This window comes from uncultured Microbacterium sp., from assembly GCF_947488465.1.
Lineage (GTDB): Bacteria > Actinomycetota > Actinomycetes > Actinomycetales > Microbacteriaceae > Microbacterium.
This window is the reverse complement of the sequence record NZ_CANKZA010000002.1, coordinates 48,877-73,899: the sequence shown is the minus strand read 5'-3', so window position 1 is coordinate 73,899 and position 25,023 is coordinate 48,877. Positions and strand designations below refer to the sequence as shown.

General features: G+C 68.0%; 23 protein-coding genes. 16 read left to right on the top strand and 7 right to left on the bottom strand.

All coding sequences use genetic code 11. The features are described 5' to 3' along the window. Window position 1 precedes the first annotated feature (1 nt). Window positions 2-1,006 (top strand): LacI family DNA-binding transcriptional regulator, encoded by a 1,005-nt coding sequence (locus tag Q0653_RS05310; protein WP_298943255.1) that lies wholly within the window; start codon window positions 2-4, stop codon window positions 1,004-1,006. A 2-nt stretch (window positions 1,007-1,008) separates the two neighbouring features. Here the strand turns inward: Q0653_RS05310 and Q0653_RS05305 are convergent, their stop codons facing one another. Next, window positions 1,009-1,317 carry an HAD hydrolase family protein gene (locus tag Q0653_RS05305; protein ID WP_298943253.1) on the bottom strand — a complete coding sequence of 103 codons (309 nt, stop codon included), beginning with the start codon at window positions 1,315-1,317 and terminating at the stop codon, window positions 1,009-1,011. 153 nt (window positions 1,318-1,470) lie between these two features. On the opposite strand from Q0653_RS05305, the gene rlmN reads away from it, so the two are divergent. After that, complete coding sequence (gene rlmN, locus Q0653_RS05300; RefSeq protein ID WP_298943252.1) at window positions 1,471-2,718, top strand: 23S rRNA (adenine(2503)-C(2))-methyltransferase RlmN; 1,248 nt, start codon at window positions 1,471-1,473, stop codon at window positions 2,716-2,718. 9 nt (window positions 2,719-2,727) lie between these two features. Here the strand turns inward: rlmN and Q0653_RS05295 are convergent, their stop codons facing one another. Together Q0653_RS05295 and Q0653_RS05290 are read right to left on the bottom strand one after the other, a co-directional pair. Further along, entirely contained in the window at window positions 2,728-4,059 is a 1,332-nt protein-coding gene (locus tag Q0653_RS05295) for an HNH endonuclease signature motif containing protein (protein ID WP_298943251.1), read from the bottom strand. A 149-nt stretch (window positions 4,060-4,208) separates the two neighbouring features. After that, window positions 4,209-4,847 carry a hypothetical protein gene (locus tag Q0653_RS05290; protein WP_298943250.1) on the bottom strand — a complete coding sequence of 213 codons (639 nt, stop codon included), beginning with the start codon at window positions 4,845-4,847 and terminating at the stop codon, window positions 4,209-4,211. A 188-nt stretch (window positions 4,848-5,035) separates the two neighbouring features. Between Q0653_RS05290 and Q0653_RS05285 the strand changes: the two genes are divergently transcribed. From Q0653_RS05285 to Q0653_RS05235, 11 genes are all read left to right on the top strand, one after another. Then, on the top strand, window positions 5,036-6,991 hold the full coding sequence (locus Q0653_RS05285; protein ID WP_298943248.1) for a hypothetical protein: 1,956 nt from the start codon (window positions 5,036-5,038) through the stop codon (window positions 6,989-6,991). Window positions 6,992-7,000: 9 nt separating this feature from the next. Continuing rightward, complete coding sequence (locus tag Q0653_RS05280) at window positions 7,001-8,710, top strand: class I SAM-dependent DNA methyltransferase (RefSeq protein ID WP_298943246.1); 1,710 nt, start codon at window positions 7,001-7,003, stop codon at window positions 8,708-8,710. Next, window positions 8,707-9,855, top strand: a complete 1,149-nt coding sequence (locus tag Q0653_RS05275) for a restriction endonuclease subunit S (protein ID WP_298943244.1) — start codon at window positions 8,707-8,709, stop codon at window positions 9,853-9,855. Before Q0653_RS05280 ends, Q0653_RS05275 begins: the two co-directional genes overlap by 4 nt. Before the next feature lie 57 nt (window positions 9,856-9,912). Beyond that, complete coding sequence (locus Q0653_RS05270) at window positions 9,913-10,212, top strand: type II toxin-antitoxin system RelE/ParE family toxin (RefSeq protein ID WP_298943242.1); 300 nt, start codon at window positions 9,913-9,915, stop codon at window positions 10,210-10,212. 19 nt (window positions 10,213-10,231) lie between these two features. Beyond that, on the top strand, window positions 10,232-11,311 hold the full coding sequence (locus tag Q0653_RS05265; RefSeq protein ID WP_298943240.1) for an ImmA/IrrE family metallo-endopeptidase: 1,080 nt from the start codon (window positions 10,232-10,234) through the stop codon (window positions 11,309-11,311). Then, complete coding sequence (locus Q0653_RS05260; protein ID WP_298943238.1) at window positions 11,308-11,952, top strand: hypothetical protein; 645 nt, start codon at window positions 11,308-11,310, stop codon at window positions 11,950-11,952. The genes Q0653_RS05265 and Q0653_RS05260 overlap by 4 nt, the downstream gene beginning before the upstream one ends. Window positions 11,953-11,980: 28 nt before the next feature. Beyond that, on the top strand, window positions 11,981-13,072 hold the full coding sequence (locus Q0653_RS05255; RefSeq protein ID WP_298943236.1) for a hypothetical protein: 1,092 nt from the start codon (window positions 11,981-11,983) through the stop codon (window positions 13,070-13,072). A 33-nt stretch (window positions 13,073-13,105) separates the two neighbouring features. Further along, complete coding sequence (locus Q0653_RS05250; RefSeq protein ID WP_298943234.1) at window positions 13,106-16,285, top strand: type I restriction endonuclease subunit R; 3,180 nt, start codon at window positions 13,106-13,108, stop codon at window positions 16,283-16,285. Window positions 16,286-16,327: 42 nt separating this feature from the next. Next, complete coding sequence (locus tag Q0653_RS05245; RefSeq protein ID WP_298943232.1) at window positions 16,328-17,341, top strand: aldo/keto reductase family protein; 1,014 nt, start codon at window positions 16,328-16,330, stop codon at window positions 17,339-17,341. Window positions 17,342-17,345: 4 nt separating this feature from the next. Beyond that, entirely contained in the window at window positions 17,346-17,486 is a 141-nt protein-coding gene (locus tag Q0653_RS05240; protein WP_366521957.1) for a hypothetical protein, read from the top strand. A gap of 150 nt (window positions 17,487-17,636) precedes the next feature. Next, window positions 17,637-17,996 carry a VOC family protein gene (locus Q0653_RS05235; protein ID WP_298943230.1) on the top strand — a complete coding sequence of 120 codons (360 nt, stop codon included), beginning with the start codon at window positions 17,637-17,639 and terminating at the stop codon, window positions 17,994-17,996. A gap of 44 nt (window positions 17,997-18,040) precedes the next feature. Here Q0653_RS05235 and Q0653_RS05230 read toward each other — a convergent pair whose 3' ends face one another. Genes Q0653_RS05230 through Q0653_RS05215 form a run of 4 tightly spaced genes read right to left on the bottom strand, consistent with a single transcriptional unit; the run spans window position 18,041 to window position 21,620 of the window. Next, window positions 18,041-18,577 carry a ribonuclease H gene (locus Q0653_RS05230; protein ID WP_298943228.1) on the bottom strand — a complete coding sequence of 179 codons (537 nt, stop codon included), beginning with the start codon at window positions 18,575-18,577 and terminating at the stop codon, window positions 18,041-18,043. 19 nt (window positions 18,578-18,596) lie between these two features. Continuing rightward, entirely contained in the window at window positions 18,597-19,067 is a 471-nt protein-coding gene (locus tag Q0653_RS05225) for a MarR family transcriptional regulator (RefSeq protein ID WP_298943226.1), read from the bottom strand. Window positions 19,068-19,086: 19 nt separating this feature from the next. Further along, window positions 19,087-20,700: a polyketide antibiotic transporter gene (locus tag Q0653_RS05220; RefSeq protein ID WP_298943224.1), complete on the bottom strand. Its 1,614-nt coding sequence runs from the start codon at window positions 20,698-20,700 to the stop codon at window positions 19,087-19,089. Next, entirely contained in the window at window positions 20,697-21,620 is a 924-nt protein-coding gene (locus tag Q0653_RS05215; RefSeq protein WP_298943222.1) for an ABC transporter ATP-binding protein, read from the bottom strand. Before Q0653_RS05215 ends, Q0653_RS05220 begins: the two co-directional genes overlap by 4 nt. Before the next feature lie 139 nt (window positions 21,621-21,759). Here Q0653_RS05215 and Q0653_RS05210 point away from each other — a divergent pair, with 139 nt between their 5' ends. The 3 genes from Q0653_RS05210 to prpB all read left to right on the top strand — a co-directional run bounded on the left by Q0653_RS05210 (window position 21,760) and on the right by prpB (window position 24,981). Next, window positions 21,760-22,413 (top strand): GntR family transcriptional regulator, encoded by a 654-nt coding sequence (locus Q0653_RS05210; RefSeq protein ID WP_298943219.1) that lies wholly within the window; start codon window positions 21,760-21,762, stop codon window positions 22,411-22,413. After that, window positions 22,410-23,924 (top strand): MmgE/PrpD family protein, encoded by a 1,515-nt coding sequence (locus tag Q0653_RS05205; RefSeq protein WP_298740601.1) that lies wholly within the window; start codon window positions 22,410-22,412, stop codon window positions 23,922-23,924. Before Q0653_RS05210 ends, Q0653_RS05205 begins: the two co-directional genes overlap by 4 nt. Window positions 23,925-24,081: 157 nt before the next feature. Beyond that, entirely contained in the window at window positions 24,082-24,981 is a 900-nt protein-coding gene (gene prpB, locus Q0653_RS05200; protein ID WP_298943217.1) for a methylisocitrate lyase, read from the top strand. Window positions 24,982-25,023 lie beyond the last annotated feature (42 nt).

Here is a 25,023-nt window from a genome sequence, read left to right as displayed (position 1 = left end):
CGTGCTCGAGCGCGCGTCGTCGATGCGAGACGTCGCCCGCATGGCGGGCGTCTCGCTGCAGACGGTGTCGCGCGTCGCCAACGGCGAACCGTACGTGGCCGACGCGAAGCGAGAGCGGGTGCTCGCGGCCATGCAAGACCTCGAGTACCGCCCTAATTCGGCGGCGCGGGCGATGCGGCGCGGTGCCTACCGGTCGGTGGGAGTGGTCTACCACTCCCTCCACTCGGTGGGCACCCACCGCTCGCTCGAGGAGATCTCCGAGCGCGCCGCCGGCCACGGGTACGGCACGACGATCATGCCGGTGGCCGCGGCATCCGGCCGTGCTGCGAGCAGCGCGTTCACACGGCTCGGAGAGATGGCGGTGGACGCCGTCATCGTCGTCTTCCCGTCTCCGTTCGGGCTCGATGCGACCCTCGAGATCCCGACTGCGGTGCCCCTCGTGGTCCTCGGTCCGCCGCAGGGCGGAGGGTCGTCGTCGGTCGGCTTCGACCAGGACGGCGGCGCCGTGCAAGCGATCGAGCACCTGCTCGAGCTCGGGCATCCGACGATCCATCACGTCGCCGGACCGGCCGAAAGCTTCGCCGGCGCCGCGCGCACGGCGGCGTGGCGCCGCTTGCTGGAGGCCGACGGGCGGAGGATCACGGCGTACGGCCACGGCGACTGGAGCGCCGAGTCCGGTTACACCCTCACCCGGCGGATGCTGGAAACTGAGCGCCCGTCCGCGATCTTCGTCGGCAACGACCAGATGGCGTTGGGGACGTACCGCGCGCTTGCGGAGGCGGGACTGCGGGTCCCCCAGGACGTCTCGGTGGTCGGCTTCGACGATGTCGACGAGGCACCGATGTACGCGCCGCCGCTGACGACCGTCGCCCAGGATTGGGAGGGGCTCGGCCGCGAGTCGCTCCGGATCGCTCTCTCGATGACCCGCGGCGGCGCACCCGAGGACGTGAATCTGCCGCTACGTCTCATCGTGCGGGACTCGACCGGGCCGTACCGTCCCGCCTGAGGTCAGATCAGGCCGTTGCGCACGAAGGCGTGGTGGATGCCGCCGGCGTCGATCGCCTCGGTCACCTGATCGGCAAGCTCCGCCACGCCCGGCGCGGCGTTGCCCATGGCAATCGACAGGCCACACACCTCGAACATCTCGGCATCGTTCCAGTTGTCGTCGATCCCGATCGCGTCGGCCGGGTCGATGCCGAGGTGCGCCAGGAGTCGGAGGATCGTGACGCCTTTGTTCGCACCCGCGGGGTGGCGCCCGCGGGTGCGCTCGGCGCCGTCGACGGCCTGGGAGACCGCCTCGACGATCGGGTACGGCACCTCGGTCAGCAGCTCACGCTCGCCGCCGCCGTCGGCGTGGCAGCTGCAGGCTAGATCGACGCGAGCGGGCCGTCTGCACCGCCCGCGGGCCGGTTCAGCCTGTAACCCGCACCGGTTCGGCCGCTGCCCAGCCGCCGCCGATACCCTGGAACCATGACGGAACCCGAATCCACCCCCGTGCGCACCACCCGCCCCCGGCAGGTCCGCCCGCGCACCGAGGGCTGGACCCAGAAGCTGGATGCCGACGGCAAGCCGCTTCTGCAGTTCGCTGCCCCGAAGAAGGGCATGCCGCCCGTCCACCTCGCCGACCTGACCCCCGACGAGCGCGTCGCGAAGGTGAAGGAACTCGGGATGCCGGGGTTCCGCGCCGCGCAGCTTGAGAAGCACTACTTCCAGCACTACACGTCGGATGCCGCGCAGATGACCGATCTGCCTGCGGCCGGTCGCGAAGAGCTCGTCTCCGGCATGCTGCCGCACCTGCTCACCGAGGTGCGGCGCCTGGAGACCGATCGCGGCGACACGATCAAGTTCCTCTGGAAGCTGCACGACGGCGCTCTCGTCGAGTCGGTGCTCATGCGCTACACCGGCCGCATCACGCTGTGCGTGTCGTCGCAAGCCGGATGCGGGATGAACTGCCCGTTCTGTGCGACCGGTCAGGCCGGGCTCACGCGCAACATGTCGGCCGCCGAGATCGTCGAGCAGGTCGTCCGCGCGGACCGCCTGATCGCCGAGGGCGGACTCGGCGACCCTCGTCGCGTCGGGCACGAAGACGAGCGCGTCACCAACATCGTCTTCATGGGGATGGGTGAGCCCCTCGCCAACTACAACCGGGTCATGCAAGCCGTGCGGACGATGGTCGACAAGAAGCACGGCCTCGGGATGAGCGCCCGCGGCATCACGGTCTCGACCGTCGGACTCGTGCCGGCAATCAACAAGCTGTCGGCAGAGGACATCCCGGTGACGTTCGCGCTGTCGCTCCACGCTCCCGACGATCTGTTGCGCGACGAGATGATCCCGATCAACTCGCGATGGAAAGTCGACGAGGCTCTCGACGCCGCGCGCGGGTACTTCGAGAAGACCGGCCGCCGTGTCTCGATCGAATACGCCCTGATCAAGGACATGAACGACCATGCCTGGCGTGCCGATCTGCTCGCTGAGAAGCTCAACGCCCGCGGCCGTGGGTGGGTGCACGTGAACCCTATTCCGCTGAATCCGACGCCGGGTTCGGTGTGGACGGCATCCGAGGTCCCGGTGCAGAACGAGTTCGTGCGGAGGCTGAACGAAGCCGGCATCCCGACGACCCTTCGCGACACCCGCGGCAAGGAGATCGACGGCGCGTGCGGTCAGCTCGTCGCGACCGAAGAAGACCAGGCCGTCGCGGCGGGCGTGCCCACCGTCTGACGGTTCGGGTCAGAACGGCGGCGGTGGACCGACCGCGAACGTGAGTACGCGCGCGGGGACATCGGGGTACACGCGCCCTGTCGGCGATGTCCATTCAAGGATGCCGCCGGGCTTCTGCTTGACCGTCCAGGCGGTGTGGTGCTTGAGCACGTGATGTCGGCGACACAAGTGGGCCAGATTGCAGACCTCGGTCGCCCCGCCGAGGGCGTGATCGATCGTGTGGTCGACGTCGCAGCGCCAGATGGGTTGTCTGCAACCGGGAAACCGGCAGTGTTCGTCGCGCGCGGCGAGGAGTTTGCGGAGCCGTGACGGCGGGCGGTACTGATCGACGGCCAGGACGCACCCGGAGGGGTCGGTATACAGGCGCGTCCACGTGCGCGCGGTCGCCGCCAGACAGCGCGCCGACTCCGCGTCGAGCGGGCCGCTTCCGGCGAGTTCTGCAGGGGCATCGCCCCCTTCGATCGTTGCGGCCGGAATCGTGATCTGCACGCGGGCGACGATCGCCTCGGCGACGGGGATCGTGCCGTCGGACTCTGCGGGGGTGGCATGCCCCGTGAGGAGAAGGTCGGCGAGGACATCAGCACGGATCTGGTTCAGCGTGCGGGTGTCGCGCGTGGGGGAGGCGTCGGCGCCTTGAGCGACCGCTTCTCGCTCAGCCGTGTCGGCGTGACGCGCATCGATGATCGCGTGGGCGATCTGGGTGGCCCGATCGAAGGCGCCGTGCGCGATGACCGCGGGCGCGCGCAGGGTGAGATCGGCCATGCCGTCGTCGCCGTCGGTGACCCACGCCCGTCGCTCTCCCGCCGCCGTGTCGTGCCGTTCCTGTGCCGCGATCGGATCGATCTGCTGCGCGAGCACCCGGAGGATCGGTCGGGCGCGCCCCGGCGTTTCGCGCCGACACACGCTGAGCGCGGCTTCTTCGAACACCGCTCGCGCCTCATCGTCGCTGATCCGACCGCCAGCCTCGGTGATCGCGACAAGGTGGCCCCGATCGATCCCGCCCGCGGCCAACGCCTCGACTGCACGAGCGAACCGGGCGACGACATCGGCGGCGTCTCCGAGCCGCGCCTGCACGGTGCGGTCAGATGCACGCACCGCCGCGGCCAGCTCGGCCGCGATCTCACGCACCGGCAGGTCGCTCTGGCGTGAGCTGACCGGGCCGAGTGCCGCCTGTCGACGAGCGGCCAGTTCCATCGCCTCGGCGAGGGCGCGGATCTCGGCCGCATCAGCCGCTGCGCGCGCTTTTCGGGCCGCGATGACCCGATCGGTGACTGCGCCCAGAGCCCGAAGGTCGCCCGGCGTGAAGTCGGGCGACGAGGTGGGTTCGGTCGAGCTGGACATGCTTCCATCATCCCCGGGGCCTCCGACATTCCCGTCGACGAATCCCAGGTCAGACGACAGTTGTGGATAACCCGTCAAAGACCCCGCCTGTGGAGGAGGCTCTGCCCCCATCGGCGCGTTGAATGAGCCTCATGTTGGCTGGATGGAGGTCAGTAGGACCATTCCCACCCGACCGCGCTGCCCGCTGGAGCCAGCACCACAATGCCGGTGGTTGCGGCGACATCCAGCACGATCCAACCCGACACGCTCTGCCCCGGGCCAATGTCTACCGGCAGCTGTTGCGCAGTGCTGAGGCACGACCACGCAGTGCCGATCGGGTCGTTCAGCCGCTTGCCGTCGGCGTCATACGCCTGCCAGTCGTACTCGGAGAACGACACCGTCGGGGAGGCGTCGTCGGCGAGTTCGGGCGTCGTCTCGACGTTGAGGTGGATGCCGAGGAAGTGACCATTCTGCGGTGACTCGGAGTAGCCGCTGTCGCAGGGCTGGTCGACCACGATGTTGGTGACGGCGAACCGCGACGTCACCGTGTCGGCTCCCGTGCTCGAGGCCGTGCCGGCCAATTGGCCGAGCTGCTTCACCAGGTTGCCGCGCGCGCTCTTCACCTGCTCGCCGAACTCTGACGCGACGGTGGGCGTGGGTGTGGGCGTCGATGACGCGACTGGTGCCGTGTCGGGCGTCTTGCCGGTGTCGGTTGTCGTGCCGGCGACGGTCGACGCGGGCGCGCTGCACCCGGCGAGGCCGAGGGCGAGGAGGGTGAGGGTTGCCGTGAGGGCGGATGCTGTGCGCATGAGGTTCTCCAGTGAGGGGGTGGGGAGTCCGGCAGGCGAGTCCCCCCAGCAATGACCCGCCTGCCGCAGCGGATGACCGCCGACACGACGCTAAAGGGAAACCTTCACTGCACCTCAGGAGCGCCGTGATAACCCGTGTTATCGGAGTATTCGGTGTTGACGTCCCAGCTCGCCCCTAGAGTGGCCTCATGTCCGCTCCTGCGCTGCTTATCGACTCCGCCGGCATCGCCCGGTTGGCGGCCGTGCGGCGCCCGGTGGTCTCGGTGTGGCGCGCACGGTTCGCACAGTCGGAAGACCCGTTCCCCGCGCCGCGGCGCACGGCGAGCGGGCGTGCGCTGTTTGACGCGGCCGAAGTCGCGCAGTGGCTCGTGCGTACCGAGCACGGAAACAACCTCGACGTCATCGCCGATGCCGCCGCAGCCGCCGCGCCCCTCGGCTTCGATTCCTCCGATCCGCAGCAGATTGCTGCCGTCGACGCGTTGCTCGTCCTGCGTGCGCTTACCGGTGAGCCGGTGGGTGGGGCATCACTCGACCGGCTGGCAGACAAGGCCCGTGCCGCCGATCCCGAGGATCTGTGTCTCGTGCGAGAGATCGGCGCCGCCGATGCGGCCTCGGCGACGTGGGCTGACGCCCTCGCCGACGCTGCCTACTCCACCCTCGATGGCGCGCGCGTGCTCGAGCGCCGCCACGCCGCGTCGGGCGCCGTCGGCGGTTCGCGTGGACCGCTTTCCGGGTTGGGTGAACGGATGCTGGTGGCGCTCGCCGCCGCACTCGGGGTGGACCGGTCGCGTGTCGCCTTCGCCACGGGGGTGGCTCCCGATCTCGCCATGCGCATTCTCGACGCGATCGGTTCAGAACCCGATGTCCTCGTCGATAGCGACGACGATGCCGGCCGCGCACTCCGGCGCCGCGCGCTGTTGTCGGGCCGCGTCGTCGAGCCGGGCGACACCGCCGACGGTGACCTGATCGTTTCGCGGTTCCCCACGCCCGCAGCCTCGAACGCGGCTGATGTGTTGCGGGCGATCGACGAGTTGAGCCTGGGGCTCGCGCCGGACACGCGTGCGGTCGTGGTGGCGCCTGCCTCCGTGTTGACCGATGCGCTCGTCTCTGCCGATGACCGACATCGCTCTGCGATCTTGCGTGCGGGCACCGTGCGCGCGATCGTGCGGCTTGAACCCGGCCTGGTGACATCGGCGCCGCGCGAGCGCCTTGCGGTGTGGGTGTTGACTCCGCCCCCCGTGTCACCGATCGGCGAGCGCTACACGGCCCTGGTTGATCTCACCGATGCCCCGTTGACGTCGGCGACGATCGGCGACCTGGTCAGCGACGTCGTCGCTGCACTCGGCACGGCGCGTGACGTCCGTGCGCACGCGTTCCGCTTCACACGCATCGTCCGCACGGCGTCGCTGCTGGCTACCCGAGGCTCACTTCTCGGCGCTGATTCACGCGCGGGGCTGCCCGCCAGCATCTCGCTCGGCGAATTACCCGCCCGCATCGACCATGCTCGTGCGGCGCTGGGCGTCGAAACCGCCGAGGTCGCGCCGGCCTCCGCTCCTCCGCTCGCGCTGAGATCGGTCGAGGCCCTCATCGCCGACCGTCACCTTCGTCTCCTCGCGGGCACGCGCATCGATCCGGCGTCGACGTCGAGCGAGGGGCTCGTCGTCGTGACCGCCGACGATCTCGATCGACCGGCCGCGATCGGCGAGCGCCGCATCGACCCGCTGTTGCTCGCGACGCGGCATCCGTCGGCGCAGCTCACCGAGCCGGGTGACATCGTTTTTCGCACGTCGCCGTCGCCGCGCGCGTGGGTCGATCCGGACGGGTCGAAAGTCGTGGCCGCCCCCGCGCGGGTGTTGCGCGTGCGCAGCGCCGACGCCGGGGGACTCGTGCCCGAGCTCATCGCTGCGGACATCGACGAGTCTCGCGGCGGTCCCGGTGCGTGGCGCCGGTGGATGCTGCGGCGCGTCGCCCCGCGTGAGCGCGCACCTCTGCGGGCAACGCTGGGGGCGCTCGCCGCCGAACGCGACGCACTTCTCCGGCGCGCTGCCGCGCTCGATGACTATGCCCGATTGCTGACTGCCGGCGTTTCCGCCGGTGCCGTCACGCTTGCCGACGCTGCCGCTCCGGCATCCACTGCGAACTGAAAGAGATCCATGCCGCGCACCACGAAAGCCGCTCCGCAGGCGCCGTCGACCATGAAAGAGCTGAAGGACACGCTCTGGAAAGCTGCCGACAAGTTGCGCGGGTCGATGGATGCTTCGCAGTACAAAGACGTGATCCTGGGGCTCGTCTTCTTGAAGTACGTATCGGATGCCTTTGACGAGCGCCGCGAGCAGATCCGCGCCGAACTCGCCGCCGACGGGTTCGGTGATGAACAGATCGCCGCGCTCGTCGACGACATCGACGAGTACACGGGGCGTGGGGTGTTCTGGGTGCCGGCGAACGCGCGCTGGTCGTTCCTCGCCGAGAACGCGAAAGGCACCGGCGATGGGCAGCGCACGATCGGACTGTTGATCGATGACGCGATGGATGCCGTCATGCAGGCCAATCCGCAGCTCACTGGCACGCTGCCGCGCATCTTCAATCGCGACAGCGTGGATCAGCGGCGGCTGGGGGAACTGATCGATCTGCTCAATTCGGCGCGGTTCGCCGGCCAGGGTCAGGCTGGGGCATCGGGCCGTCGCGCCCGCGACTTGCTGGGGGAGGTGTACGAGTACTTCCTCGAGAAGTTCGCCGCCGCCGAGGGTAAGCGCGGCGGCGAGTTCTACACGCCGGCAGGTGTCGTGCGGGTGCTCGTCGAGCTGCTGCAGCCGACGCACGGCCGCGTGTACGACCCCGCGTGCGGGTCGGGGGGCATGTTCGTGCAGGCCGAGAAGTTCCTCGAGGCACACGAGGGCGAGGGCTCCGAGATCTCGGTGTACGGGCAAGAGCTCAATGAGCGCACGTGGCGCATGGCGAAGATGAATCTTGCGATCCACGGGCTTTCGGGCAATCTCGGACCCCGCTGGGGCGACACTTTCGCCCGGGATCTTCACCCCGAGCTGCAGGCCGACTTCGTCATGGCGAACCCGCCGTTCAACATCAAGGACTGGGCCCGCAGCGAATCTGACCCGCGCTGGAAGTACGGCGTGCCCCCCGCGGGCAATGCGAACTACGCGTGGATCCAGCACATCCTCTCCAAGCTCGCCCCGGGCGGGCAGGCGGGTGTCGTGATGGCGAATGGGTCGATGTCGTCGAACTCGGGCGGCGAAGGCCAGATTCGCGCCGAGATCGTCGAAGCCGACCTCGTCTCGTGCATGGTGGCGCTGCCGACTCAGCTGTTCCGCTCGACCGGGATTCCGGTGTGCGTGTGGTTCTTCGCGAAAGACAAGGGCGCCCGCGCGGGCGAGGTGCTGTTCATCGACGCCCGCAACCTCGGCCACATGGTCGACCGCGCCGAGCGCGCGCTTTCGGACGACGACATCGCTCGCATCGCCGACACGTTCCACGCCTGGCGCGCAACCGCGGCCGCCGATCCCGCCTCCCCGGTCGTTGAGCGAGGGAGCGAAGCGCCCGAGTCGAAACGCCCCGATCCCGCCTCCCCGGTCATTGAGCGAGGAAGCGAAGCGACTGAGTCGAAACGCCCCGATCCCACGAGCTACGCCGATATCCCCGGCTTCTGCTATTCCGCAACTCTCGCCGAGATCAAGGCCGCTGACTACGCCCTGACCCCTGGCCGCTACGTCGGCGCCGCCGAGGTCGAAGACGACGGCGAGCCGATCGAGGCGAAGCTCACCCGCCTGCGCGCCGAGCTTGAGGCACAGTTCGCCGACTCAGCCCGTCTGGCCGAGGTCGTGCGTGAGCAGCTGGGGAGGGTCAAATGAGGCTCGACCAGGCCTGCCTGTCCATCGTCGATTGCGAACACAAGACGGCGCCTCTTGACGATTTGGGTGAATACTTCGCCGTTGGCACGCCTGCGATGAGGGACCACAAGATCAACTACGCCGAGGCGCGACGTATCTCGCGCGAGACGTTCGAGATGTGGACGCGCCGGCTCCGCCCTGCGGCGGGCGATTTGCTCCTTGCGCGCGAGGCGCCGGTCGGACCCGTCGTTCTACTTCCGGATGCGGCGAACGTGGCCCCAGGGCAGCGCACCGTTCTCCTGCGACCGAATCCGGCAGTTTCCGACAGTCGATACCTCTACTACGCGCTTTCGGCACCCTCGTCTCAGGCAGCGCTTCAAGTCAAAGCGGAGGGCTCAACTGTTCATCATCTAAATGTTCCTGACATCAGATCATTCGATCTAGCTCTTCCCCCCCTCCCCGAGCAGCAGGCAATCGCCGAGGTGCTGGGCGCCCTCGACGACAAGATCGCCGCCAACACCGCCCTCGCTAACTGCGCTGATAGCTATGCCGCGGCGCTCCTCCTGTCCGAAGCAACCGGGCAGCTGCTCTCGCTCGGAGAGCTTGCGACGATCACGATGGGGTCGTCACCCAAGGGCGAGGATCTCAACGAGCGAGGTGATGGGGTGCCCTTTTTTCAGGGTGTACGTGACTTCGGGATGAGGACTCCCGCGCGCCGCGTCTTTACTACGGCACCGGTCAGGATGGCCGCCGCCGGTGACATCCTGGTGAGCGTGCGTGCTCCCGTCGGTGACGTAAACCTCGCAGCCGAAGCGGTGTGTGTTGGTCGAGGGGTCGCTGCAGTTCGCTCGCGGACGGGCAACCAGTCAACCCTATTTCACCAACTTCGAGCGGAGCGCGAAGCATGGGCGCCCTTCGAGGCGGAGGGAACCGTATTCGGCTCGATCAACCGCGATCAGCTTCATTCGGTGCGGCTGCAAACGGTCGCGCTTGAACGGCAAGGCTTTGTGGAGCGGCAGCTTTCGGCTCTCGAAGGTGTGATCGCAGGCTTGCTCGAAGAGAACCGCACCCTCGCCGGAACGCGCGATGCGCTGCTGCCGCAACTCATGTCCGGCAAGCTTCGCGTGCGCGATGCTGAGGCCGCGGCATCCGAAGCTGGAGCCTGAGTCGTGCGAACTGACTCTTCCCCACGCTTCCTCGCGGTGTTACGATTTAGGTAACAAATGCAACTCGAGTATGCGTCGCGCGACCTGGAGAGGACGTGCACCGATGAGCGCGCCATGCAGAAGAAGGTCGGTGCGCAGATTGCGAAGACGCTCAAACTGCGCATCACTGAATTGCGACGAGCGGTCGAGATGGGCGACCTCCTCCTCGGTACCGGCCGCTGGGAACAGATGAAAGGCGACCGCGCCGGAGAGTGGTCGGCACGACTGAGCGCAAACTGGCGTCTCGTGGTGCAGCCCGTCGATCGCGAGGTCGTGACGGTGCTCGTCGTCGAACTCATCGACTATCACAAGCGCTGAACGCGAGAGGAGGAAGAACATGACTGCAACACCCGACTACATCGTCACCACCGGCGACTTCATTGCCGAGTGGATGGAGGAAGAGGGCATCAACGCGGCCGAGCTATCGCGCCGTCTCGGCGTCACGCCCAAGCACGTCAGCGAGCTCCTCCGCGGTATCGCACCGCTCTCGCACGCGCACGCTTTGGGGCTCGAGCGCGTCACCGGCATTCCCGCGCGCATCTGGAATCAGTACGAGAGCGGCTACCGCGAAGACCTCGCGCGTGCGCATGAAGACGTCCAGCTCGCTGCACAGTATGACGAGGCGAAGGCTTTCCCCCTCGCGTATCTGCGCAAGTGGAGGTTCATCACGGTGCCCGCGAGGAACCGCGCCGACACGGTGCGGCAACTCCTCGGGCTACTGGGCGTCGCCACTCTCGATGCGTGGAAGACGACGTGGCGCGAAGGATCGGTCGCCTATCGTCGTGCTGCGATTGCGCGCAACAATGCGCCGGCTCTCGCCATTTGGCTCTCGCTTGCCGAGCGGCACCACGACGGAGTCCCCGACCTCGCCGACTTCGACCGCGATGCGGTGCGAGAACTGGTGCCGCAGATCCGTCGGCTGACACGACAAGACCCTGTCGAAGCGATCGCTGAGACGACGCGGCTCTTGCAGGCCGCTGGTGTCGTTCTGTGCTTCACTCCGCCGGTGCCGGGGCTCGGGATCCACGGGGTCACCCGGTGGATCAACGGCCACCCCGTCGTGCAGCTGTCGCTTCTTTTCAAGACCGACGATCAGCTCTGGTTCACGATCTTTCACGAACTCGGACACGTCCTCCTGCATGGCGACAAAGAGCTCTATGTGGAAGGCGAGGAGACCCTCGCTGAACGCGAAGCCGATGAGTTCGCGACTGAGGCACTCATCCCCGGGTCGTACCGCGACCGGCTACCACCCGCGCGCGATGTCGCCCGCGTGCGAGCGCTCGCCGACGAGCTGGGCATCGCGCCGAGCATTGTCCTCGGCCAAGCGCAACGAGCCACACGCGACTATGCGTGGGGGCATGAGCTCAAGGTAAAAGTCGAGTTCGCCACACATTCCCACGGAGGAGACAACGAATGACCACCACCACCGCAGCACGACGGCGGACGCCGCTCTGGGCGAAGATCCTCCTCATCCTCTTCGTTCTCTTCCTCATTGGGGCAGCCGGGTTTGGCGGGATGATCGTCGGCAAGTTCCTCGGCGCGAGCGAGGAACGTGACGTGCAGGTGATCCGATCGATCACGCGCGAAGAGCAGATCATCCTCGTGACGGCGGGGGTCGGTGACATCAAAGAAGAGAACAGCGACGGGCTCAAGGTCGCTATCCCGGGCCTCGAGGCCCTCGCCTTCGACGTGCCCGGAACCGACCGCTCGATCCTTGTCCGGTACGACTTCGACGCGAAGCTCGGCATCGAAGGGAAGGATGTCAAGATCGAACACCTCGGTGAGAAGTCGTACCGCATCAGCATCCCGGAGTTCATCTACCTCGGCAACGACGACCCGAAGATCTCCATCGCGAGCGAAAAGAATGGGCTGCTCAGCTGGACGACCCCCGAGATCGACAAGCTTGCTCTGGCCGAAGCGGTTCTCGATGACGAGACGGTTGTGAAGACCATTGAGGGCTCGCGCCCGGTGCTCGAAGAGCAGGCTCGCATTTTCTACACGAACATCATCACGGCGATCGACCCCGACATCACCCTCGACTTCGTCTACGCCGACTGACGGCACATCTGAGAAACGAGACCACGCCATGGCGAAGAATATTTCCAAAGCGAGCCCGGAGGGCGCCGTCGTCAGCGCCCTACCCGACGACTTCCAAGAGCGCGTCTTCCAAGCGATCGCTGTGCAACGGCCGGCGGCGACGGCGTACATCAAGGAGGTCCGCCGGAAGAAGCCGGATGCCTCGCCGGCCGAGGTGATGAAGGCGATCGAGTCGCAGTACGTGGCGACGACGACGATCGCAAGTGCCGCGATCGGTGCATCGGCCACCATCCCCGGCGTAGGTATTCCGATCGCGATCGGGCTCGGGGTGGGTGACTTGATCTTCTTCTACGAGACGACCGCGCTCTTCGCGCTCTGCATGGCGGAACTGCGAGGAATTCCCATCGACGACGCCGACCGCGCGAAGGCCATCGTCCTCGGGGCCCTGCTCGGCGAGAAAAAGCAGAGCAAAGTGACATCGATGGTCTTGGCGGCGTTGCCCGTCGGAACGACCATTGCCGGTGCACGTGCGATCGCGGGCGGGGTATCGCCCAAGTGGGGTGACATCATCTCGCAACAGCTTCCTGACTCGGCGCTCGTCCCCGTCACGATGGTGCTCGCCCGCGAGGCGATCGCCAAGGGTGCGGTGATGGGAACCGTGAAGATCAGTTCCAAGGCGATTCCGGTGATCGGCGCGGCGGCCGGTGCCGCGACAAGTTTCTACTTCGGCAGCAGTGTGGTGAAGTCGTGTCGCTCCGGGTTCTCCGATCCCATGACAGCGTGGCCGGAGTGGCTGGAATTGACCGATGCGGACGGTGATGGGATTCCCGACCCGCCGAAGGCTGTGCTCGCGATGCGCGCGGCATCGGATTCAGCCAAAGACTTCGGCGAGAACGTGTGGAGCAAGGTTGTCGACGGCACCTCGGTATTCCGAAGCGTCGACCTCGACGGCGACGGTGTCCCCGACGAAGCGCAGGCGGTGACCGCGGTCAAGGCGGCCGCAAACGCCGTGGGAGGGGCGACGGCAGGTGCGGCCAAGGCTGTCGGCGGTGCCGCCGCCGGCACAGCCGACGCTGTTGCCAGTCTGTTCAAACGCTCCAAGCGGTCGAACGGTGACACGGTGGATAGCGAAACCGAATGAGTGTCTCTCTCAACCGATAAAGGAAGCCGCCCGATGACAGCCATCTCTGAAGCCGACTGGGAGCAGGACGCGATCGAGACCCTCGGTGAGCCGCTCGGCTGGCACCCGCTGCGGGGCGATGAGATCGCGCCGGGCAGCGGTGAGCGCGAGACCTGGGATGAGTTGCTCATCCGTCCGCGCCTGCTCGACGCGATGCGCCGGCTCAACCCCGACGTGCCGGTGACCTACCTCCAGCAGGCGATCGCCGAAATCGCGGCGCCACGCTCGCTCGACGCGATCACCGAGAACCACCGCATCCACAGCTACCTCACCGGCGGCTACCCGATCAGCTACATCGACGCCGACGGCCGCGAGCAGAATCCCCGCATTCGAATGCTCGGCAGTGTCGACCAGAACGACTGGTTGGTCGTCAACCAGGTCACGATCCGCCAGGGCGACCTGCACCGGCGCTTTGACATCGTCTTGTTCGTCAACGGCATGCCCCTCAGCATTGTCGAGCTCAAAAAGGCCGGCTCGTCGTCGACAGGTGTCGGCCCCGCGCATGCGCAGCTACAGACCTACCTGCGCGAGTTCCCGATGGCGTTCCGATTCTGCGTGTTCACCCTCGCGAGCGACGGCGTCGCGGCAAAGTACGGCACACCCTTCACCCCGCTCAACCACTTCGCCCCGTGGAACGTCGACGACGACGGCGCGCCGCTCGTGCAACCGCGGATCGAAGACGGCGTCGACGTGCAGGCGCTCGATGACGCACTCAACGGCCTCTACAACCAAGAACGCTTCCTGCAGCTCGTGCGCGACTTCACCGCGTTCGACGAGGGCTCGGAGGGGCTCGTCAAGCGCATCGCGAAGCCGCACCAGTACTTCGCCGTCAACAAGGCCGTCGGCAGCACGATCCAAGCCGTCGAAACCAACGGCAAGGCCGGCGTCGTCTGGCACACGCAGGGCTCGGGTAAATCGATGGAGATGGAGCTCTACACGAACCGCGTCCTGCGGCATCCGAAGCTCAAAAACCCGACCGTCATCGTCGTCACCGACCGCAAGGAGCTCGACGGGCAGCTCTTCCAGACGTTCAGTCGCAGCCTGCTCCTCCCCGACCAGCCGGTGAAGGTCAGCGATCGTGCGCGGCTACGCGACGAGCTCAGCCAACGGGTCACCGGCGGCATCTACTTCACGACGCTCCAGAAGTTCGGGCTGAGCAAGGCCGAACGAGACGACGGCACCCAGCATCCCCTCCTCACCGACCGGCGCAACGTGATCGTGATCGTCGACGAAGCGCACCGCAGCCACTACGACGACCTCGACGGCTACGCCCGCCACCTGCGCGACGCGCTGCCGAACGCGACGCTCATCGCGTTCACGGGCACGCCGATCTCGTTCGCCGAGCGCAACACGCGAGACGTGTTCGGAAACTACATCGACATCTACGACCTCACCCGGGCCGTCGATGACGGGGCGACCGTGCCGGTGTACTTCGAGCCGCGGCTCATCAAAGTCTCATTCGCCGAGGGGACCTCCGAAGAAGACATCGACCGCGCCGCCGACGAGTTCACCGTGGGCCTCGACGATTCGGAGCGGGCTCGAATCGAAGCATCCGTCGCCGTCGTCAACGCGGTGTACGGGTCGCCCGAGCGCATCGCGACGCTTGCCGCCGACCTCGTCGCCCACTGGGAAGAGCGCCGGGCGCGCATGGCGCCGTTTATCGGATCGCCGGGCAAAGCGCTCATCGTGGGCGGCACGCGAGAGATTTGCGCGCGACTGTATCCGGCGATCGTGGCGCTTCGCCCCGACTGGCATTCCGACGCGCTCGACGGTGGAAAGATCAAAGTCGTCTACTCCGGTTCAGCCACCGATCAGCCACCGGTGAGCGACCACGTGCGGCGCGACTCCGCCAACGCCGCGATCAAAGACCGCCTGAAAGACGCCGCCGATGAGCTCGAACTCGTCATCGTCAAAGACATGATGCTCACTGGGTTCGACGCCCCGCCGCTCCACACGCTCTACCTCGACCGGCCGCTCAAAGGCGCGCTGCTCATGCAGACGATCGCCCGGGTCAACCGCACTTTCCAGGGCAAGCAGGACGGTTTGCTGGTCGCCTACGCACCGCTCGCCGACCATCTCGCCCGTGCGCTGGCGGAGTACACGACCGCCGACCAGGCGACCAAGCCCATCGGTCGCGATGTCGACGAAGCGGTGGAAATCGCACTCGAACTCGTCGCGCAGATCCGTGAGATGCTCGCCGGCTGTGACTGGCGTGGCGTGTTGCGTCGAGGCGGCCCGCGGGCCCTGCGCACCGCGGCGACCACGGCGACGAACCACCTGCGTGATGCCGCGAACCCGCAGAACGCCCCGGCGCTCGGTGGCGAACGGCTCGCCGCCCGCTACCGCACGGCTAGTGGCGCGTTGGCACGCGCGTGGGCGCTCGGATCGGGCCGCGCAGGGCTCGCCGAACTGCACGACGAGATCGCCTTCTACGAAGAAGTGCGAGTCTGGATGGCGAAGTACGACGCGACCGAGCGGCAATCCCGCGACGAGCCGGTGCCTGAAGAGATCGAGCGGTTGCTGAGTGGACTCGTCGCCGAAGCCCTCTCAACAGGAGAGGTGCTCGACATCTACGACGCCGCGGGTCTGCCGCGCCTCACGCTCGACAACCTCGGGCCGGAGTTCCTCGCACAAGCGCAGGCCGCGCCGAACGCGCACCTCGCAATCGAAGCGCTGCGCGCATCGCTGGTGGATGCCGGCGCGACCGCGACGCAAGGCAACCTGTTGCGCCAGCGCGCCTTCTCGGAGCGCATCGCCGACATCATGAAGCGCTACACGAACCAGCAGTTGACCTCGGCCGAGGTGATCGCGGCGCTCGTCGACATGGCGAAAGACGTGGCCGCCGAAGCATCGCGCGGTGCGCGATTCACGCCCCCGCTGTCACACGACGAGCTCGCGTTCTACGACGCGGTCGCCCAGAACGAGTCGGCGATGCAGACGCAAGGTGAGGGGGTGCTGGCCGACATCGCGCGCGAACTCGTCGCCGTCATGCGCCGTGACGTGCGCACCGACTGGACGGTGCGCGATGACGTGCGGGCGAAGCTGCGGTCATCGATCAAACGCTTGCTGGTGTGGCACAAGTATCCGCCCGACAAGCAGCCCGAGGCCATCAAGCTTGTGATGGACCAGATGGAGGCGATGGCGCCGCGCTACGCCGCCGAACGTCAGCCCTGAACTCCGCCCTCGCACTGGTGAGACGCCGGTAGCGTGGACCGCATGGTCAACTATCGCTATCTCGGCAACAGCGGCTTCAAGGTCTCGGAGATCACCTACGGCAACTGGGTGACGCACGCGTCGCAGGTCGGCAACGAGGCCGCCATCGCCACCGTCCACAAGGCGCTGGATCTCGGCATCACCTCGTTCGATACCGCCGACACGTATGCCAACACCGCCGCAGAGGTCGTCCTCGGCGAGGCGCTGAAGGGTCTCGACCGCACGGACTACGAGGTCTTCACCAAGGTCTACTGGCCGATCGGCAAGAAGGGCCCGAACGATCAAGGCCTCTCCCGCAAGCACATCTTCGACGGCATCCACGGGTCGCTCAGCCGGCTCGGCGTCGACTACGTCGACCTCTACCAGGCCCACCGCTACGACTACGAAACCCCGCTCGAGGAGACGATGCAGGCGTTCGCGGACGTCGTCCGTCAGGGCAAGGCGATGTACATCGGTGTCTCGGAGTGGACAGCGGAGCAGCTGCGCGAGGGCGCCGCGCTCGCGAAGGAGCTGAACTTCCAGCTCGTATCGAACCAGCCGCAGTACTCCGCCCTGTGGCGCGTGATCGAGGGCAAAGTCGTGCCGACCTCGGAAGAGCTCGGCATTTCGCAGATCGTCTGGTCGCCGATGGCGCAGGGCGTGCTGAGCGGCAAGTACCTGCCCGGGCAGCCCGTGCCCGAGGGGTCGCGAGCGACGGATGAGAAGAGCGGCGCGAACTTCATCTCGCGGTTCATGAAGGACGACGTCCTCACGGCCGTGCAGAACCTGAAGCCCATCGCGGAGCAGGCCGGACTCACGCTGCCGCAACTGTCGATCGCCTGGGTGCTGCAGAACCCGAACGTCGCCGCGGCGCTCGTCGGCGCGTCGCGTCCGGAGCAGCTCGAAGACTCGGTCAAGGCTTCCGGCGTCGTGCTGGACGCCGAGGTCCTCTCGGCAATCGACGCCGCCCTCGCGTCCGTCGCGATCACCGACGTGGAGCAGACGTACGAGGTGTCGCCGAAGGGCCGCCCGGCCTGACGCCATGGGGGTGACGAGCGCCGGCATCCTCCTCTTCCGGCTCGCCGGGGAGGAGATCGAGGTGCTCGTCGCCCACATGGGTGGGCCGTACTGGACTGGCAAGGACGAGGCCGCGTGGACCATTCCCAAAGGGGCCGCTGGATGAATGGATGCTCCTCGACACCGCTCGTCCGCGGCTCGTGAGGGGCCAACGCCCCGCGCACGACCGTCTGGCCGAGCATCTGGCCGCCGCGCGCTGAGGCCCTTGCGGCGGCGGCCTCTCAGGCGGAGACTGTGCGCGGCGGAAGGAGCCACCATGGCGCACGGCGACATCACCCACATCGACATCCCCGTCTCGGACATGACGACGGCGACGGCGTTCTATGCGGATCTGTTCGGCTGGCAGATCGCCGAGATGCCAGGGTTCGAGGGCTACCCCATGTGGACGGCCCCGAACGGCGTCTCCGGGGGCGGGCTGGCGCCCCGCAGCGACGGATTCACCCAACCGCGCTCGTACGTCGAGGTCGACTCGATCGACGAGACCATCGCGAAGGCCGAGGCGTCCGGCGCCACCGTCGCGATGGCGAAGGCGCCGATCACCGACACGAGTTGGTGGGCCGTCATCGCCGACCCGGACGGCAACCACATCGGCTTGTTCGAGGGCACGACGGACTGACGGGGACGCGCCGCGCCCGCGCCCGCGTGCGCGGCGCGTCCCCGTCAGCGCTTCTTGGCGGGCGCCGCGCTCACGTCGAGCACGGGGTGCAACCCGCCGAGACTCGACCACGCGCTCGCGGTGCCCTTCGCCGCGTGTTCCGCCCCCCGTACTGCGCGTTCGTCGGCCCACTCGTTGAGCACATGACCACGGTGGCCGCGGACGTGTTCGAGCACGACGTCCGGATGTCCGGCGGCGCGCCGTGCGTCGCGTGCGACGATCAGCTGCTCGAGGAGATCGCGGTTCTTGGTGGGGGCGCCGGTCGAGGTCTTCCATCCGCGGCTGCGGTGCGCATCCATCCACGACGCGTAGGTGTCGATCGCATACTTCGAATCGGCTTGCACCAGCAGGTCCGGCACATCGGCGTGGTCTTCGATGGCCTTCAGAAGCCCCATCAGCTCACCGACGTTGTTCGTCCCGAGGGGGATCGCACCGGCCGCCCAGTGCCCGTCTTCGCCGACCCATGCCCAACCGGTCGGTCCCGGGTTGCCCTTGCAGGCGCCGTCGGTCGCCACGGTGTAGGGCAGGGGGGAGTCACTCACTCGGGCAAGCGTAGTCGCGTCAGCGAAGGGCGCCGCGTTCGGCCTGCCATTCTGCCGCGAGCTGCGGCATCCGCTCGGCGAGGTACCGCAGGAAGTCGGCACTCGCGCGGGCGCGCGCCACTGAGAGCGGCGCACCGGCGTTGTCCGCCGCGATGCGATCCATCATCTCGGCGAGGCGCGCATACAGCGGTGAGTTTCCGGTGACGACGCCGGCGAACGCGTCGTCGGCGAGGTCGTAGCGGTCCCGGCGGTCACCGGGGCGCGACAGCCGCTGCGCGATGTGCATCGATTGCAGATAGCGCACCGCCCCGGACACCGCGGCGGCCGAGACCCCGAGGCGCTCGGCGAGCTCCGCCGCGGTATAGCCCTCGTCGGGAGAGCCGACGAGGGCCATCATCACGCGCGCGGGCATGCGCGCCATGCCCGCGGCGGTCATCATCGCGGCGGCTTGTTCGGCCGCTTCCCTGCCCGGATGTTCCTCGTTGGTCACGTGCCCTCCGCTCTCGAACTTATCCGGCCGGAGCGAGCTCTCGCCGTCGCATGAGGCGGAGCGCGGCGATCGAGCCGCCCACGGCGACGGTGACCAGCCACCACAGCCCGCGCAGGTCGACCTCGGTCCCGTTCAGCTGCGGGGACGCGGCGATGGGGGACAGGTGGGTGAGCCACTCGGGGAATGAGAAGATCGGCCCGAACACGCCGATCACCATGGCCGCCATGACGATCGACCAGCCGAGGGGGAGGGTGAGTCGCGGCGCGAGGACGAAGACGAGGGCGGTCAAAGCGACGAAGACGGATGCCGCGGCCACCTGGCCGAGTCCGACCACGAGCACGGTCTTCAGCAGGTCCGGGTCGCCGTCGCCGCCGGTCACGCCCACGACCGCTCCGGCGACGGCCGCGGTGACGACCGCGATGATCGCGGCGAAGGCGACGACGACGAAGCCGCGCAGCCAACGGACTCGGTCCAGCGGCGTGGCCAGCACGACCTCGGCGGTGCCGTGCGCTTCCTCGCTCCGAGCGCGGGTGACGACCTGGACCCCGACCGCGGCGGCGAGGATGCCGAGCATCGTGAAGAAGGTCGTGACCGTGCCCTGCTCGAGGCTGCCCTGACCCGCGATCTGGTCGAGGAGGTCCTGGATCGCCGGGTTGTCGGCACCGACGTCGTCGATGATCGAGGCGAGGCTCGTCGACAGCACGCCCACGATGAACCCCCCGAACACCCAGCCCGCGAGCGCGCTGCGCGTGAGTCGCCACACCAGACCGATGTGCCCGGACAGAGTCGCGGGGGCGACGGCGTGACCGTGCCGCTCGGCGATGAAGCTCTCGCCCACGTCGCGCACGGCCACCAGTGCGAGCGCGACACCGATGAGCACGGCGGCGGACGCCGCGGACAGCGCGAGGGGCCGCCACAGGTTCTCGTCGAGCGCCCGTGTGTTCTCGGCCCAGCCGATCGGCGAGAGCCACGTCAGCCACGAGCTCTCCATGCGGGTGAGGTCGTCGCTCGGTGTGCCGATCGCGTTGCCGAAGCCTGCGGTGAGCAAGGCGATCAGCAGAATCCACACGGTGAGGGCGTTTGCTCCGCGCGAGGTGCGCATGAGCTGAGCGGCGACCAGCCCGACGCCGAGGAAGACCACGCCGACGGACGCCGCCGAGATCCCGGCGAGGATCGATCCCTCGGCGTCCTGCCCGGCGCCGAGGAACGCGGCCGCGGTCAGGCCCGCGAGCAGCGTGTTGGCGATGAGGCCGTGCAGCACCGTCGCCGCGGCGGGGCGCACCCGACCGGCCGGCGTCGCGGCGACGAGCTCGGTGCGCCCGGGCTCCTCGTCTCCGCGCGTGTGTCGGACGGCGAGGAAGCTGCTCATGAAGCCGGCGAACAGGGCCAGCCACGGCATGATCAGGAACACGATGAACGCCCCCTCGTCGGCGCCCGAGGGCAGCCCACGGAAGAGCAGGATGACGGGGTTGGCGAGTGCTGCGGCGAGCAGGGATCGGCGGTCCTGTTCGGTGGCGAAGGATTCGGCGACTCCGGTGAAGGCGAAGTACGCCAACGCCGCCGTGCCGATGACCCAGAGGGCCACTTGCACGCGGTCGCGGCGGAGCCGCTGCAGGACGAGCGCAAGGGTCATGCCCGGGTGCTTTCGCCGGCCGTGACGTGGTCACCGTAGTGGCGGAGGAACAGCTCCTCGAGCGACGCAGGCTCGACGCGCAGTCCCTGCACCCGTCGTTCGGCCAGGGCGGGCAGGATCTGCGCGATCGCGTCGCTGTCGACGGTGAAGCGCACGCGTCCGTCGCGGGCGGTGACATCGTGTGCGCCCGGGATGCCGGAGGCTTCCGCGGCGTCGATCCCCTCGAACGAGACGTCGGTCCGCGTGAGGTGTCGGAGATCGGCGAGGGTGCCCGATTCGACGATGCGGCCGGCGCGGATGATCGACACCCGGTCGCACAGATGCTCCACCTCGCTCAGGATGTGGCTCGAGAGGAGGATGGTCGCGCCGCGCTCGCGGAGGCGGGCGATCTCGTGGCGGAAGACGACTTCCATCAGGGGGTCCAGCCCGCTCGTGGGCTCGTCGAGGATGTACAGGTCGGCGGGCACGGCGAGCGCCGCGATGAGCGCCACCTTCTGCCTGTTGCCCTTCGAATACGCCCGTCCCTTCTTGCGCGGGTCGAACTGGAATGCGTCGCCGAGCCGTGCGCGTTCGGCGCGATAGTCGGCGCTGGCCCGGTCCACGCCGCGCAGCCGCGCGAGGAGGTCGATCGCCTCGCCTCCCGAGATGTTCGGCCAGAGACTGACGTCACCCGGAACGTAGGCGATGCGTCGGTGCAGTTCGGCGGACTGCGTCCACGGATCTGAATCGAAGACGGACGCCACGCCCCCGGTCTTGCGCGCGAGGCCCAGGAGCACGCGGATCGTCGTGGTCTTGCCGGCGCCGTTGGGGCCGAGGAAGCCGTGGACTTGGCCCGCAGCGACTTCGAGGTCGACCCCGTCGAGCGCGTGGACGCGGCCGTACCGCTTGGTGAGGCCGTCGGTGCGGATGACAGTGGTCATGGCGTTGAACCTACAGGGATTACATGAATTTGTGAAGACTCGGACGCGGATCGGTCAATGTATACACAGATCACGCAAAGGGACTTGCTTCGACCCGTCTGGCTCTCTAATGTATACAAAGGGACGAGGGGGTGAGGGCATGCGAGCCAGCGATCGCGCGTACCGCGCTCTCCTGATGGACATCCAGTCCGGCACCCTCGCGCCGGGGTCCGTCCTTGCCGAGGCCGGGCAGGCGGCGCGACTCGGCGTGAGCCGTACCCCCCTTCGCGAAGCGTTGGCCCGGTTGGTCGCCGATGGCCTGGTCGTCCAGGCATCGCCCCGCGTGACCGTCGTCGCCGACATCGACACCGGTGACATCCGAGAGCTCTTCGAGGTGCGCCGCGCGCTGGAAGAGACCGCTGCGCGACTGGCGTCCGCTCGCGGCGATGCCGCGTTGTTCGCCGCGCTCGCCGCCGAGTTCACCGACATGGATGCAGCCGCAACTCCCGACGCGTACTACGAGCTCATCGCACGCTTCGACGCCGCGCTCGATGCCGCGGTCGCCAACGACTATCTCACCGGGGCGCTGCGGACCATCCGCACGCACCTCGTGCGCGTGCGCCGCCTCGCCCGCGACAACCCGGCGCGCCTGGCGGCATCCGTTGCAGAACATCGACTGATCGCCACCGCCGTGGCCCACCGCGATGCCGAACTCGCGGCGCACGCCACTCACGTCCACCTGCACAACGCGCTGACCAGCATCCTCGGATCGCTGGAGAGCGATGAGACACCGACCGAAAGGGTCCCCGCATGACCGTCACACACCACGTCCGCGTCCACCGGAGCGAGGAAGAACTCGCCCGGGAAGACCAGCTCGCGTTCAAGATCGCCCAGGTCGCCGTCGACCCGGTCGAGGTGGAGCCCGACGTCGTCGACATGATCATCAACCGCGTGATCGACAATGCGGCGGTCGCCGCGGCATCCCTCACCCGTGCGCCGGTCAGCGCCGCGCGGGCGCAGGCGCTCGACCACCCCGTGTCGCGGAACGGCGCCGGTGCGAGCGTTTTCGGCACCGAGGAACTCTCGAGTCCCGAGTGGGCCGCCTGGGCCAACGGCGTCGCGGTGCGCGAATTGGACTACCACGACACCTTCCTCGCGGCGGAGTATTCGCACCCGGGCGACAACATCCCGCCGATCCTCGCGGTGGCCCAGCACGTCGGTGCCGACGGCGCCGCGCTCGTGCGAGGGCTCGCGACCGGGTACGAGATTCAGGTCGACCTGGTGAAGGCGATCTGCCTGCACAAACACAAGATCGACCACGTCGCGCACCTCGGCCCCTCGGCCGCGGCCGGCATCGGCACCCTCCTCGGGCTGGATGCCGGGGTCATCGCGCAGGCCGTCGCGCAGGCGCTGCACACCACGACCGCGACGCGCCAGTCGCGCAAGGGGGAGATCTCGACGTGGAAGGCGCATGCTCCCGCCTTCGCCGGCAAGATGGCCGTCGAAGCGGTGGACCGCGCGATGCGTGGCGAGACGAGCCCGGCGCCGATCTATGAAGGCGAAGACGGGGTCATCGCGTGGATGCTGGACGGACCGCAGGCCGCGTACGACGTGCCGCTGCCCGCCGCGGGCGAGGCCAAGCGCGCGATCCTCGATTCGTACACGAAGGAGCACTCGGCCGAGTACCAGGCGCAAGCCTGGATCGACCTTGCCCGAAAGCTCCACGACGAGGGCGCTTTCGACCCCGCAGATGTCACCTCGATCGTGCTGCACACTTCGCACCACACGCACTACGTGATCGGCTCGGGCGCGAACGATCCGCAGAAGTACGATCCCACCGCTTCCCGCGAGACTCTCGACCACTCCATCCCGTACATCTTCACGGTCGCGCTGCAGGATGGCGGGTGGCACCACGTGGACTCCTATCTGCCCTCGCGGGCACAGCGCACCGACACCGTCGCGCTGTGGCAGAAGGTCACGACGGCGGAGGACGCCGAGTGGACGCGGCGATACCACTCCGATGACCCGGCCGAGAAGTCATTCGGCGGACGCGTCGAGATCACTCTGGCCGACGGTTCGACCATCGTCGATGAGATCGCGGTTGCGGACGCGCATCCGCTCGGCGCCCGGCCGTTCGCCCGTGCGGACTACATCGCGAAGTTCCGCCTGCTGGCCGAGCCCGTACTGACCCCCGCCGAGATCGATCGCTTCCTCGACCTCGCGCAGCGTCTGCCCTCACTGACTCCCGCCGAGGTGCGCGAGCTCAACATCGTCGCCCGCGACGGCGTTTTGGCCTCCGCCCCGTCCCCGACGGGCCTGTTCTGATGTCGACTTGCGCCCGTCTGATGGCGACCCCCGCCCGTATTCAGTCTCCCCGCACGCCGCGCGCGCCGCGGATGGCGGAAATCCGCGAGGCGCCCCGCGCGAGCCGCTCGTGCAGACTGAATACGGATCGTGCGGTGCGGGTGAAGGGGGACGGCTGATGTTGTACTCCACGGTGTCGGCGGCCGAGAAGCGGCGGATTCTGCGGGAGCGGCTCGCCGCAGGTGACACGCTGCGCTTTCCGGGTGCCTTCAATCCGTTGTCCGCGCGGCTCATCGAGCAGAAGGGCTTCGACGGGGTCTATATCTCTGGCGCCGTCCTCTCGGCCGACCTCGGCCTGCCCGATATCGGCTTGACGACGCTGACCGAGGTCGCCGGTCGGGGTCAGCAGATCGCGCGGATGACCGAGCTGCCGGCGATCATCGATGCCGACACGGGCTTCGGTGAGCCGATGAACGTGGCGCGCACGATCCAGACCCTCGAGGATGCGGGCCTTGCCGGCACCCACATCGAGGACCAGGTGAACCCGAAGCGCTGCGGGCACCTCGACGGCAAGTCGGTGGTCGACGCGGACACCGCGATCAAGCGCATCCGCGCCGCGGTCGATGCCCGCCGCGACCCGAACTTCCTCATCATGGCGCGCACCGACATCCGCGCCGTCGAAGGGCTGCCCGCCGCGATCGACCGCGCGAAAGCGCTGGTGGATGCCGGGGCCGACGCGATCTTCCCCGAAGCGATGAAGGACCTCGGCGAGTTCGAAGCCATGGCCTCCGCCCTGGACGTGCCGATCCTCGCGAACATGACCGAGTTCGGGAAGAGCGAACTGTTCTCCGTGGATCAATTGACGGATGCCGGCGTTCAGATCGTCATCTGGCCGGTGTCTCTCCTGCGGATGGCGATGGGAGCCGCGGGCCGGGCTCTCGATACCCTGACGGAAGCGGGTCACCTCACGAGCCGCCTCGGCGAGATGCAGCATCGCGCCGATCTGTACGACCTGCTCGACTACGAGTCGTACAGCCACTTCGACACCAACGTCTTCACCTTCCAGATCGACCGATGACACCTTTCGCCCGGTGAACGGGTGATGAGAGAGGATCGAGCA